General features: G+C 50.8%; 16 protein-coding genes. 6 read left to right on the top strand and 10 right to left on the bottom strand.

The features are described from left to right. Positions 1–47: 47 nt before the first annotated feature. From HMPREF0999_RS18335 to HMPREF0999_RS18305, 9 genes are all read right to left on the bottom strand, one after another. Positions 48–1,496, bottom strand: coding sequence for a flippase (locus HMPREF0999_RS18335; RefSeq protein WP_009276585.1), 1,449 nt, complete (start codon positions 1,494–1,496; stop codon positions 48–50). 240 nt (positions 1,497–1,736) lie between these two features. Then, positions 1,737–1,943, bottom strand: coding sequence for a DUF3791 domain-containing protein (locus tag HMPREF0999_RS18330; RefSeq protein ID WP_008778057.1), 207 nt, complete (start codon positions 1,941–1,943; stop codon positions 1,737–1,739). A 258-nt stretch (positions 1,944–2,201) separates the two neighbouring features. Then, a complete protein-coding gene (locus HMPREF0999_RS18325) occupies positions 2,202–2,462 on the bottom strand; it encodes a DUF3791 domain-containing protein (RefSeq protein WP_009018540.1) in 261 nt (86 codons plus the stop codon). 83 nt (positions 2,463–2,545) lie between these two features. After that, entirely contained in the window at positions 2,546–3,670 is a 1,125-nt protein-coding gene (locus HMPREF0999_RS18320; RefSeq protein ID WP_009276584.1) for an MraY family glycosyltransferase, read from the bottom strand. Positions 3,671–3,687: 17 nt separating this feature from the next. After that, on the bottom strand, positions 3,688–3,831 hold the full coding sequence (locus HMPREF0999_RS22780) for a hypothetical protein (RefSeq protein WP_005861867.1): 144 nt from the start codon (positions 3,829–3,831) through the stop codon (positions 3,688–3,690). A 2-nt stretch (positions 3,832–3,833) separates the two neighbouring features. After that, complete coding sequence (locus HMPREF0999_RS22775; RefSeq protein ID WP_005861865.1) at positions 3,834–3,971, bottom strand: hypothetical protein; 138 nt, start codon at positions 3,969–3,971, stop codon at positions 3,834–3,836. Positions 3,972–3,985: 14 nt separating this feature from the next. Then, positions 3,986–4,387, bottom strand: a complete 402-nt coding sequence (locus HMPREF0999_RS18315) for a hypothetical protein (protein WP_005861863.1) — start codon at positions 4,385–4,387, stop codon at positions 3,986–3,988. A 53-nt stretch (positions 4,388–4,440) separates the two neighbouring features. After that, complete coding sequence (locus tag HMPREF0999_RS18310; protein WP_009276583.1) at positions 4,441–5,562, bottom strand: transcription termination/antitermination protein NusG; 1,122 nt, start codon at positions 5,560–5,562, stop codon at positions 4,441–4,443. 514 nt (positions 5,563–6,076) lie between these two features. After that, positions 6,077–7,009 (bottom strand): tyrosine-type recombinase/integrase, encoded by a 933-nt coding sequence (locus HMPREF0999_RS18305; protein ID WP_009276582.1) that lies wholly within the window; start codon positions 7,007–7,009, stop codon positions 6,077–6,079. 142 nt (positions 7,010–7,151) lie between these two features. Between HMPREF0999_RS18305 and HMPREF0999_RS18300 the strand changes: the two genes are divergently transcribed. Together HMPREF0999_RS18300 and HMPREF0999_RS18295 are read left to right on the top strand one after the other, a co-directional pair. Next, complete coding sequence (locus HMPREF0999_RS18300; RefSeq protein WP_010185435.1) at positions 7,152–7,784, top strand: BT4734/BF3469 family protein; 633 nt, start codon at positions 7,152–7,154, stop codon at positions 7,782–7,784. 26 nt (positions 7,785–7,810) lie between these two features. Next, on the top strand, positions 7,811–9,616 hold the full coding sequence (locus tag HMPREF0999_RS18295) for a DUF3987 domain-containing protein (protein ID WP_009276580.1): 1,806 nt from the start codon (positions 7,811–7,813) through the stop codon (positions 9,614–9,616). Between the two features lie 224 nt (positions 9,617–9,840). Here HMPREF0999_RS18295 and HMPREF0999_RS18290 read toward each other — a convergent pair whose 3' ends face one another. Further along, positions 9,841–10,080 (bottom strand): DUF4248 domain-containing protein, encoded by a 240-nt coding sequence (locus tag HMPREF0999_RS18290; protein ID WP_009276579.1) that lies wholly within the window; start codon positions 10,078–10,080, stop codon positions 9,841–9,843. Positions 10,081–10,307: 227 nt separating this feature from the next. Here HMPREF0999_RS18290 and HMPREF0999_RS18285 point away from each other — a divergent pair, with 227 nt between their 5' ends. From HMPREF0999_RS18285 to prmA, 4 genes are all read left to right on the top strand, one after another. Next, a complete protein-coding gene (locus HMPREF0999_RS18285) occupies positions 10,308–10,805 on the top strand; it encodes an HU family DNA-binding protein (RefSeq protein WP_009276578.1) in 498 nt (165 codons plus the stop codon). Positions 10,806–11,085: 280 nt separating this feature from the next. Continuing rightward, entirely contained in the window at positions 11,086–11,184 is a 99-nt protein-coding gene (locus tag HMPREF0999_RS22535) for a smalltalk protein (RefSeq protein WP_005861849.1), read from the top strand. A gap of 318 nt (positions 11,185–11,502) precedes the next feature. Then, positions 11,503–11,949, top strand: a complete 447-nt coding sequence (locus HMPREF0999_RS18280) for an N-acetylmuramoyl-L-alanine amidase (RefSeq protein WP_009276577.1) — start codon at positions 11,503–11,505, stop codon at positions 11,947–11,949. Positions 11,950–12,027: 78 nt separating this feature from the next. Continuing rightward, a complete protein-coding gene (gene prmA / locus HMPREF0999_RS18275; RefSeq protein ID WP_009276576.1) occupies positions 12,028–12,879 on the top strand; it encodes a 50S ribosomal protein L11 methyltransferase in 852 nt (283 codons plus the stop codon). Positions 12,880–12,958 lie beyond the last annotated feature (79 nt).

The following is a 12,958-nucleotide window of genomic DNA, read 5'->3' as shown; positions in this document are numbered from 1 at the left end:
ATCAAGATCAAAATATTCTATTTTCATGAGTAAATATTTTTAAGCATCTACTTGTTTTTGATTAGTTTAGTCGCAAAACTAAAGATCTCCAAAAAGAGGATATCCCGCTTGAACCATAAGAATCCGGCATACGAGAAAGCTCCGACCATCACGCTTGCCGTAATCAATAACCAGCTATTCGAAATCAAAAGGCTCAAGCCACAAAGGGCGAACGCCATCAAAACGGAGGCATGGAGATAATTCAAATAATCCCGCTCAAACAAGCGGATCGACAAATATCTGCGTCCTACGACGATTTGGATAAGCAACACGATTAACTCGGCTCCAAAAGTAGAGATGGCCGCACCAACGGCTCCCAGCGAAGGGATCAGTAACAGGTTCAAAAGGAAATTCAGCACGGCCCCTCCCACCGTACTCCAAATCACGATGCTTTCCTTACCCATCGGATAGAGGATCTGTAAACCGATCACATTGCTCAACCCGATAAACAAGATGATGGGAGCCGTCCAACAAAGTACGGGTACCGCCGCCAAGAACTCATCCCCACAAAAAATTCGTATGACGGGTATTGCCAAAACGATCAAACCCACGATGCAGGGCAGTGACAAACCTACAACCAAACGATAGGATTTGCTCGTCACTTTCGAGAAAGCCTCCATCTGACCGGTCTCTATCAGATTGGAACAACGGGGTAACAAGACAACCCCCAAGGAGGCAACCACGCTCAATACCACATGCGACAACTTATTGCCCGCCGTATAAAAACCCACAGCGTCATCGCCCCGCATAAAACCAAGCATCACCGTATTCAAATTCAAGTAAATGCTGGTCACCAAGTTAAAAACAAAAATACGCAACGAGGGACGCAAATGCCTCCAAATACGTAACTCAGCCCAAGTGATGGAATGGAAGGGTATCCACTTACGCAGATGGATGAAGTTTATCAGGTTATTACCTACCGTAGAACCTACCAAGACAAAGGCATAGATCAACAGATCGTCCTTGTCTCTGACAAACAAGAAAAGCCCCAACGCCGCCAACATGCGAAAGCACAAGGCCCGAATCGTGATGAACTTAAAGTCCTCGACCGCCTGATAGAACCAGTTCACACCCAAGCTTGTGAACAAGATCGTCAGGCTTAACGCATAGAATACGCCTAACTGAGCGGATATTTGCGGCACATAGATACCCAACACGGCGACCGCCACATACCCGAACAAACAGAGAATGACGCTCAACAACAATATCTCCACCGTGATCCGATTTCGGATGGCTACATCATCCCGATACTTAGCCACCTCCCGAACCGCATACATCGGTATGCCTAAGCTGGTCAACAAGACAATATAAGCAACGATCGACTGCAGGAAATTCACGGCACCAATTCCTTCCGGCAGCAACACACGTGCCGCGTATGGGAATGTGATCACCGGGAATACAATTCCCGTAACCGTATTCAAGAAATTAAGGGCGACATTCGTCTTTAAAGATGGCATTCGATAAATATTTTCGCCAAACTGTTAATAGTAGTAAGCACTCTATCGCTTCCATCTAACCTAATATCAGCAAGGTTGAATAATAATTGTAAGCACTCAATTTAGGGCACACACCCTCAAAAGGGCACGTACAGTGTCCTAAACCGAGTTCTGTAAAAAATTAATTCTGATTTTAACATGAGCCAGTGCCCCATGTGATTGCATCGGGTATCCAGAGTTGTGGTCGAGTAAGGTAAGTACTCACTGCCTGTCCCCAAGTTCCCTCAATAAATCATTTAAAATATAATCGTCACTCATCAAATGAAGTCCATACTTGCTATCATGCAACATAGAACAAGTACGCGTATCATAGAAGATGGCAAGCGCACGCTCCGGGGATATCTGCAAACGCTCCGCTAGTCGCATAATAATCCGGGCGACCTTTCTCCAAAGCACTTGCTCTCTCATACCGGCCTCCCTTCTCGTATATCATTAAGCCGCTCGCTATCAACAAAACGTAAATACTTATCGAGCAACGACTGACTCAATATACATATTTGATTATTAGGTGAGGTATATCGCAATTTACCCAATGCTTGATCAACCGTGATATTGCCACTTATATAATCCTCCACGGTATCGATCACACGGCAAAGTCCAAATCTTCCCGCCCCACACACGCCAAGGGTTGCTCCAACCGAAGTGTTGTCTCATGATATAGAACAATCATAACTCACCTCCTTTCGCACCTCCGGACGCAGCGGCTTCCCAGTTTCGCAAGGCCTCCACGACATCCTCCGCTACATTCCTCAGACTTTGGGTGTGCATGACATCATAGCAATCCAACAGCAAGCGACGCACCAATCCTACCTTCTCCAAGCGTCTACGCATTTCCATCGGAGAAATACGCATTTTCTTGGCAGAGGCTTCTATGGCCATCACCGCAAAATGGATCTTATCTCCTATTTCTGCTTGTCGAGTATCCATGAGTCTTATATTTATCCTTCTTTATCTACAAATAAAATCACATTTACGATTTCCCCACACCTATCCCGATAATAATTCTTCACTTACCGCAGTTGTTCGCTCTCTTTCCGTTCCCGATTACGCTTAATCAGCCCATTCAAGCCTACATGCAATATACTCCAGCAAAAGAGGTTCAAGAAAAACAAATAGGTTATGTCAACACGCCATGCCAACGAGCTATTAAGCAGGATAAAGAAAGCGGAAATCGCAATGATACAAACCATCACCATCCGTACCCGCATCCCCGTGCGCAACAACTTATGATGAAAGTGATTCTTATCCGGCAAAAACGGATTCTTGTGCTCACGCAGGCGATGCAAGACCACACGGATCACGTCCAGCAGCGGAACCAGTACCGTAGAGAAAGCGATCACCATGTACGGGTTGGACAATGTCGGAGAGACCTCGTTCGTCACGCTCATGTGGATGATCAGGAAGCTGATCACGTAGCCCAGCGTAAGGCTGCCGGCATCCCCCATGAAAAGCTTATGTCCACGGTTGGCGTTACCGAACACGTTGTAGCACCAAAAGGGCATAAGGATACCCAGCGTACAGATCGCCAACAAGGCGTAAACATACTGCCCACGAAGAAAGAATATCACGCTCAAGACCGACAAGGCGATACAACACAGGCCCGAGGCCAAGCCGTCGATACCATCAATCAAGTTAATGGCATTTGTTATATATACCACGATAAACACCGTGAACGGCACCCCTACCCAAACCGGCACCGAGTAAATACCGAACAAGCCACCAAACGAGTCGAACCAGTTGCCTGACAGTACCAACAGAAACGCCGCAGCAATCTGCACGGCGAACTTATAGCGGTAGCCTACACCGACCAGATCGTCGCAAACACCCACCAGATAAAGCAGCGTCATGCCCACGAACAGGAACAGGTACTCATAAAGCATATTGAATGACAAGCCGGACACGTTCACATCCCAAAAGTACAGACGAAAACCGATCACCAGGAACATCGACATCAGGATCACTGGAAAAAAGGACAGCCCACCCAGACGAGGAACCGGCATCGTATGTACCTTACGGGCGTCCGGGACATCATAGAGCCGTTTCTTATGGGAAATCACCAAGATCCTCGGGATGATCACCATGCCGAGCGATACGGCAAACAGGAAACCGAATAATAGAAACAAAGATGTTTGCATGATCCTAACGTATAAGATTATTTCTTTCTTTCATCCATCTTCCCCCGCATGTAAGCGATATACCGCTCCACGGCTTCATGGGCCAGTCGGCGGAACCGATCCTCGTCATCCAGATGTTCCCAAAGGAGGTCCAACAGACGGACATAGATGCTGAAATGCATGTCTATACCTTTTTTAAAGCGTTATAGGTACTGCCGCCCATACCTCCGGTTACGCAGACGATGGATTTGGTCAGCTTGGTGACTTTCAGCAGCGTGTCGATGTAATCACCCAGACGGGGAAAGAATTGTTGTCGGTACATATGTGATAATCGTATTAATTTCTCTGAAATCCGTACGTGTGGGGATACGGCAGTCCCGATACCTCCCGGTCGTGCCACGACCGGTAATCTTCCGCAGGGAAAACGGGGACGGTCAATCGCTTATAATCCGGCTCGTCTATCCGCAAGATATGCTTGCGGGCGTACGAACGCAGCGAGCGATCCGTTACGGACACCATCACGACCGGAAACGGATACCCGAACAGGCGCATCGGCGTGGTCTCGCTGTCCGGGAACGCACGACGCAACTGATAGGCCGAACGCTCGAAGGCAACCCAGTAAGGCCCCGTACAATATAGGTGCATGGAGGTATGGTTCGCACGCTCACGTTCCATGATCTCGCACAAATGGTCGTTCAGCAACGCCACCAAACGAACGCCGGAAGGAAGGGTAGACATCAAATTTGAATTATGAATTTTGGATTATGATTTAAACTGTCAACTGCCACTTCTCAACTGTCAACTGATTCGTGGCCCAGCCATCTATCATAGTCGCCCAGCCGGTGGATCAAGGATAATTTACTTTTCTTAGGCGAGGGATCGACTTGCCAAGGATCCACTAGCTCGTGTGCCATGCGACGGTAGAGAGCGTTATCCGTACAGCCGTACAAGGTGACCAGCAACAGGGCACGGGATTGCGGTGCTTTCACGACAGGCAATAAGCCGCGCATCGTGTCGTGCAAGCGAACGAAAGCCTCCTCATCGCCCGACAGCTTATAGGTCGGGAGGAGCAACGCGCACAGCTTGCAGCGCATCACGTCTGTCTCCGCACGCAAAGAGGCATACCCCCGCAGTACCTCGCCGGCCAATCGTCGATCCTCCTCGCAGACACTGCCGGAAGCATGGTAACGTCCCAAGGCCTCGTGCAGGCCCTCCGACAGGCGGTCGTTGTCCAGATGGGTATAAACGTGCTTGCTCTTCGTGTTCAACTCGATCAACTCGTACTCACCCGCCTTTACCTCGAACAAGGGTACCCACATGCAATCCAGTATGCGCGCCATCACCTCCTTATGACCGCCGCCCGGCTGGATCACCACCTCGGCCTCCATCCCGGTAAAATAACCGGACGTGATGCGTACCCGATCCCCCTTCAACAAGCGGGTACTCTCCGGCACGTACACCGGGAGCTCGTTGGAGTAAGCCTCCGCCACCCAGCGCAAATTCGCCATCTCCTGATCCAAGAGGTGCGGGAAATAGGTCGTACTCCCGGAAGAGACACGGGGAAGGAAATTATACAAGGGGAGTGCCTGCTTCATGCGGAAGATTTCCTCTACCGAAGAACGGATAAACACGTAGTTGAACAGCAAAGGTCGCCTCGTGTTGACCAGCTTGCCACCCACCTTTCGCACCTCCACGTACGAGGGGGCGAAATACTCGAAAAGAGCCTCTCCCCGACGTTCCCGCCGGGAAAGCTCCACGTCCAAGCCTTTGGAGGGACTGATCCGGTCACGCCGTCCACCCGCGGCGGTAGGAAGCGTGAGCACGTACCAGCGCACGGCTTTCAAGTCATGACGCTTGCCGGCCTGTGTCAGGCCCCCCTTCGGACGATCGTTTCTCAAAATACACGTCGGCATGATTCTCTTTTCCCTAAGATATACGAGGAGTTCCCCTCTGATTAAACGACAATTCAAAGCCCTGCCAAACGTACCCTATTTACGCCTAACACACAGCACTTTAAGTTTTCAAATATGGCATTTCTGAAAATTACCATACCTAGTGAATATTTAGCTACTCGGGAAGTAGCGTAAAAGGAGGGGAAAATTACCCAGTTGTAGAGACGGAGCACGCTCCGTCTCCCATCGTCTGACGGTAATTTAAATACCATTTTGAGGAGATGAGACGGGGCACGCCCCGTCTCTACAGGGATACACACAGGTTATGAGGCATGGTGGAATGATACCGGGAACAAGGGGTCGTTTCACCCGCGTCACCATGTCTATACGTTTAGGATAAAATGGGAAAATCAAAGAATAGAGAGGATCAAACGCCTAGAATGAGAAAACAAGCGGATCTATTCGCTTGTTTTTAGTTATTTTTTACTACATTCGCGGCATGAAAGAATACGCTACTTCCCGAGTAGCCAATCTCTTACCCCACCTCGGATACCGATTTATACACGCTCTCGAAGCAAGCCCGGTTCACCGCCGACAGACGTTCCAAGGAAAAGCTCTTCAAGTAAATTTGCGTGGTCTTGATAGACGTATGCCCCAACAGCTCGCTGATCATCTCGATCGGTACGTCCTGTTCCTTCAAGGTCGTGGCGAAAGAGTGACGGATCGTGTACGAGGTGACCGGCTCACCCACACCACAAGTCTCCGCCAGCGACCTCAAGTCGCGGTTAAAGCGCAGCAAGGCGCCGTTGTATTCCGCATAGGCCGCCTCACCCGTTTTCTTCCCGCTCAGAAACGGGAACAGGTAAGGCGAGTCCTTGTCCGTGCAAACCGCCAACTCATCCAACAAGAGCCGTACATCGGCCGGGATCTCCACCCGGATGAAAGACCCGCTCTTCTGACGATGGTACGACAAGACCCCGTCCTTGACATTCTCTTTCCGCAAATGGGCGAAATCCACGAACGCCATCCCGCTGAACGAGAACATCAGGCAAAAACACAGCTGGGTTCTCCGCATCTCCGGCTCAACTCTCGGAGTCCCCATCAACGAGCGCAAGCAATCCAAAGGCAACGCCTTCTTCCGCTTGCTCTCCACGCCAGTAAACACCCCCTTGAACAGATTCGGGATATACGAAACCTCGCCAGCCTCCACCGCCAAGTTATAGATATGCCGGATTCGCCGCATATAGGTGGACACCGTATTGCGCATACAGCCCCGCTTCGACAGCCATGCCTGATAAAGCAAGAGCCTCTCTTTGTCTATATAGGCATAAGGGATTTCCTCCATCCCGCAAAAACACTTGAACGAGCGTAAAGCGTCCAGATAACTCTTCGCCGTGGAATAACGCCCCACCTCACGAAGGTGGGCTATATAAGCCAACATACCCGCCACCACGTCTTCTTTTTTCATATAAATCCTCCTTAAATCCTTGTTTATTCTGTTATCTTTTATTTAATCATGTCAACACCATTAACATTGGGACGAACTGTTCGTCCCGCACTTTATTTTATTAATCCGACCTTCACCGCCGTTAATCTAAGAAAAAGAATACATGAAAAATGAATTTAAAATGTCCCTTTTCGCAGCCCCGATCTCACCGGTCAAAGATAGCCTAACGGGACGAGTATCACGACCGGCTACCGTATATCCCAGTCGAGAAGTCACCTTACAGGAGGTGGCCCGACTCATCACCGGCGATCCGACCCTCGAACGCCTCACCCGGCAGCTCCGCCTCCCGCTTGAGACGGGTGACAAGGAACGATTCAGCGAGCTGAAACGGCAAACGCTACCGTATGTCACGCCTTGCGGGACTTTCTCCTACCGGAAAAGCGATCGGCTCCTGGCCCCGAGCGGATTGGTGGTAGTGGATGTAGACGGATTGGACTCTACCGCGGAGGCGGAAGCCCTCCGAAGACAGCTGTTCGACGATGCCTACCTATGCCCCGCTCTCTGCTTCATCAGCCCGAGCGAACGAGGCGTAAAGGCTTTCGTCCCCTATCCGGAACATCCCGGAAACGAGACACCCGCCTATATCTCCGAGCATATCCTAGGCGTAATGAACTACGTGGAATATGTGTATGGCGACGGAGAGACGCGAGGCTCCCAGAAAGTAGACCCGAGCGGCAAAGACATCGTCCGCTCTTGTTTCCTATGTCATGATCCCAACGCACTTTTTAGGATTTGAAATCTAACTCATAAATCATAAATTACATGTCAGACAGTTTATCCCGCTTAGTAGAAGCGGTTCGTTCGGCGGGTGTAGATATCGCCCCCGGATATTGTGAATACGTGCGCTTGGCGTTTGCCATCGCCAACGATTGCGGCGAGGCAGGACGAGAAGGGTTCATCGCCCTGTGTTCCCTATCGGTGAAGTTTAACCGGGAGAAGGCCGAACGGCTTTTCTCCAACGCCTTGAAAAAGGGAGACCACAGGATACACCTCGGTACGGCCTTCCACTTGGCCGAACTGGCGGGCGTACGCCTGGAGCCTCCAAGCCGCCCCCGCGATACGCACGCAAATAATGCAAGTAATGCAAGTAATGCAGCACCTTTTTCCCACACACGTGCGCGCGATAATAACGTAGAGATCGAGATCGAGGAGCAGGTCGATCCGTTCACCCACCTGCCCTTCTTCCCCGAGGGGCATGAGTGGCCCCGGATGTTGCGGCAGATCATGGCGTTCGGACAGAGCCGGGAGCAACGGGACGTACTCCTCCTCGGCGGGCTCACCACCTTGGGCGCCTCGCTCGCCCAGACGCTGCGGTTCCTATATGGAGGCAAATGGTTCTTCTCCAGTTTGCAAACCTTCATCGTCGCTCCCCCCGCCTCCGGAAAAGGCGTGCTCGCATGGACGCGAATGCTCGTGCAACCGATCCACGACGAGATCCGGGCGACCGTGGCGGAGGAGATGAAAAGGTATAAGAAAGAGATGACCTCCTTCAATTCCTTGGGACGGGAAAAGGCGAAAGCCGAGGAACCGGAAATGCCTCTCAACCGTATGTTTATATTCTCCGGCAACAACACCGGTACCGGTATCTTGCAGAATATCATCGACTCGGGCGGCGTGGGGATCATCTGCGAGACCGAGGCGGACATGGTCAGCAACTCCATCGCCTCGGATTATGGCCATTGGAGCGAGGTGATCCGCAGCTCGTTCGATCACGACCCGCTCAGTTACAACCGGCGGACAGACCGGGAGTATCGGGAGCTGCGGCACTCCCACCTGTCGGTATTGATAAGCGGGACGCCCGGGCAGGTGAAGCCGCTGATCCCTTCCAGCGAGAACGGATTGTTCTCCCGGCAAATGTTCTATTATATGCCCCGTGTACTTCACTGGATCAACCAGTTCAGTCTACAGCGGACCGACACGTCGCTGGAATTCCAGAAATTGGGCAAGGACTGGATCGTTCACTTGAGAGAGATCCAGAAACTGGGGGTGATCTCGCTTCGCTTGACCGACGCGCAAATCGCCTCCTTCAACGAGGTGTTCCAAACCTTGTTCGAGCGCTCCCGGAAGGGCACCGGCAACGAGATGAACAGCTCCGTCGTACGGATGGCCATCAATATCGGACGTATCCTGTCGATCGTCGCCCTATTGCGAATAACAGGGGAATGCGAGGAGGCGGGAGACTTCGCCGCCAGCCTGCGCAAGTCGCCCCGGCTCACACCAGACCCGCAGACCTGCGCCGACAACATCAAGGACGGGATCATCACCCGCTGGGATCTCTCCATCCAAGAGGATGATTTCCAAGCGGTCCTTTCCTTGGCCGAGCCTATGTACCTACACGCCGTACACATACTCTCGTTCCTTCCCGCCAACGAGGTGAAGAACCGGGGCATGGCCGACCAAGAACGTCTCTTCATCACCTTGGATACGGAGTTCACCTATCAATCCCTCTTGGAAGAAGCCGAGAAGCTGAAGATACCCAAAAACACCGCATGCAGTTGCTTGCAACGTTGGCAGAAACAGGGAATCGTCCGAAAGGGAGAAAAACGAGGGGATTATAAGAAAACATAATCCCTTTTCCTCCTCTTCTTTTAAGTATGTACGCACGTGTGTGGGAAAACAGGTACTGCATTACTTGCATTATTTGCATTACTCGCACGCCCCACACGTACACCGGCATCGCCTCACGCCTACGCCCGCATAGGGCCACGGCGATATACGTGTGGGCTAACGTCAATATACACATGAAGCGATGCCGATATACGCATGCGAAAGCGAACGTGGAAGATCCTCGTTCAAGGACGGCCCAAATAGCGAAAGATCAGTTCCACTTGCAGGGAGGTGAAAATCCGCTGCCGGTTTTGGTAGCCTGTCTCATCCAGCTCATGGCTGAGCTTCTGATGATGTCGGACCCATCCCGCCAAGCGGTTGAGAGCGGAACTCGGACTGATATCGGGAGCATAGGCCATGGCCAACTCCCGTTTGCTATAAGGGCGCACCGGCCACTCATCCAGATATTCGTTGTTTGTTTGCATAAAATAGGTATTTTTCAATTCATTTACAGGAATAAAGATACTGAAAAAGTACGAATCCGGCAACGATCCGATCCACTAATATTCATCTTTTATCACCTTATTCCCCTCGATTTCACACCGCCTCTACGAGACTCATTCCGGAGGAAACCGGAAGTCGTACATTCGTAATCGAAAACAGATCGATCCCATTTTCAATTATCAATTATCAATTTTTAATTATCAAAACTATGGCATTAAATTACAGTGTGGCCCTTCGGCCCAACCCCTTGAAGAAAGACGAGCCGGCGAAAGCGTACGCCACGGCACAGATCAATGGAGAGCTGTCGCTCAAGCAACTGAGTCGCCGGATATCCAAGCAAACCACCGTCAGCCGTGCGGACGTGGTGGCGGTATTGATCTCCACCGTCGAGAACCTGCTCGATGCCCTCCAAGAGGGAAAGCAGGTGGATTTCGGCGAGTTGGGCAAATTCCGTCTACAGATCCTCAACGAGGGGGCGGAGAGTCTTGAGAAATTCACATCTACAAACATCACCGGTGTCAACATCCAGTATATACCGGGCGAGGACCTGAAGAACATCTTCGCCGGACTGGAGTTCCAGCCGGTGGCCAGCCGCAAGGCTCAGCAAGCCGTGCTTCGTGCGGAGAAGGCCGGGGAGACCTCTGTAGATATCAGTAAGAAGCCCGCTTCCGGAGGGGACGACTCGGAATCGCCTGACGAGATATAGCGTGTCACTTTTGGCTTGACCCAATCGGTATGTCACTTTTGGCTTGACCCAAAAGTAACCAAAAGGTCAAGGCTGACGCTGACGGGCTACTTCGAGACCTGCGCTCGCTGTCGCATCCCAACTCGCTGCGCTCAAACAGGGATGCTCCGGGCGCTCGCTACGGTCTCTCCGCTTCACGCCCGTCCGCTGAGGCCGTCCGAAGGAAAGCGTCGCTTTCCTCTTATATCAGCCGGGATATCATTATTCATTATTCATTGTTCACTATTAATTATTAATTATCATGAAGAAGTCTGTTTGGAGTACCATTCTCAAAGTGATCATCGCTGTTGCTACCGCCATCGCAGGGGCCTTCGGCCTGCAAGCTTGCCAATTGTTTTAGCAAGCCTCCCCCACCCGTTCCCACTCCCTAAAGAAGACAACCTCCCCAAAAGAGGACACCCTCTACCCAGAAGGACAGTCTTTCTCAAGGGGCCGGCCTCTCCTCAAAGAGCCGGGAACGGCTCTCCATCCGGCCTTAGCGGGCGGGCGTAAAGCGAGGCGGCCGAAGTGAGCGACAGGAGCGTCCCTGTTTGAGCGAAGCGAGTTGGGACGCGACAGCGAGCGAAGGCCGACGAGTAGCCCGTCCGCGTCAGCCTTGAACTTTTGGTTACTTTTCTTTCAAGAGAAAAGTAACACACAAACAAAAAAAAGAATAAAAATGAAACAATATTGCTTTTACCAGAATTACAGGGAGGTTCGCCTCCTTGTAATTCATTGCAGCGCAACACGCTACGACCGGGATTTTCCAGTGGAAGCGCTTCGGAGCGCACACAAGGATCGTGGGTTCGCCGACATCGGCTATCATTACTATATCACCCGGGATGGCGAGCTGCACCGCTGCCGGCCGGAGAACCAGATCGGGGCACACGCCTCGGGCTGGAACGATCACAGTCTGGGTATTTGCTACGAGGGCGGATTGGATGAGCGAGGTCTTCCCGCTGATACCCGCACCTACGCCCAGCGTTGTACCCTGCTCGATCTCTTGCGGCAGCTACGCCGTGATTACCCGTCAGCGCATATCCTGGGACATTACCAACTCAGCCCCTATATCCGCAAGGCTTGCCCCTGCTTCGACGCGGAGAAAGAATATACGGAATTGTATTAGGCTTCGTGATATTTGAATAGGCAACAGATTTTTTCGTATGTTTGCGGACAATATAGAAAATAAACAAAAAGATACGACATGAACTACTACGAACTTAGTTTCACATACACCTCTCCTATCGAGAAAGAGATTATCAATGACGTGCTGGCCGCCGAGTTGGGGGAAATCGGTTTTGAGAGCTTTACGGAAAGCGAGAAGGGTTTGCTGGGATATATATCCGAGGCTTTATACGACAAAAAGACATTGGATGATAAACTGGCCGACTTTCCGCTAGAGAATACCCGGATCGATTACACCTCCAAATGGGTAGAAAGCAAGGACTGGAATGAGGAATGGGAGAAGAATTATTTCAAACCCATCCGGATCGGAAACGAGTGCATTATCCGTGCCTCCTTCCACGAGGCGGAGCCCGGCTATACATATAATATAATAATAGACCCGAAAATGGCTTTCGGTACCGGCAATCACGAAACGACTTATTTGATGATAAGCGAGATGCTGAAACTAGACCTAGAAGGCAAGGAGTTACTGGATATAGGATGCGGCACAGCCGTGCTGGCCATCTTGGCCCGGCTGAAAGGGGCGAAACGGGTAGCGGCCATCGACATCGACGAATGGGCTTATAACAACGCCCTAGAAAATATCCGCCTGAATCATACCGAAGACATACAAGTTGCCTTGGGCGGCGCCGAGAAAATCAAGGAATTCGGGCAATTCGACATCGTCTTCGCCAATATCAACCGGAACATCCTCCTGAATGACATTTGTCAATATACAAACAGTATGAAACCGGGAAGCATCCTATTTATGAGCGGCTTTTATGTAGAAGATATCCCGGCGATAGAAGCAGAATGTCAGAAGAACGGGCTGAAATTGGATTCTTATAACGAAAGAAATAACTGGGTTGCCGTGAAGGTCTTAAAAGGATAACTTTTTTTAACAACAAAAGTTAAGACAAAGATAAACCTTAATCCAAATAAATACGTTATCTTAGTGGAAACTTCTAAAA

This window comes from Parabacteroides sp. D25 (genome assembly GCF_000307475.1).
GTDB lineage: Bacteria > Bacteroidota > Bacteroidia > Bacteroidales > Tannerellaceae > Parabacteroides > Parabacteroides distasonis.
This window is presented reverse-complemented; position numbering and strand designations above follow the sequence as displayed.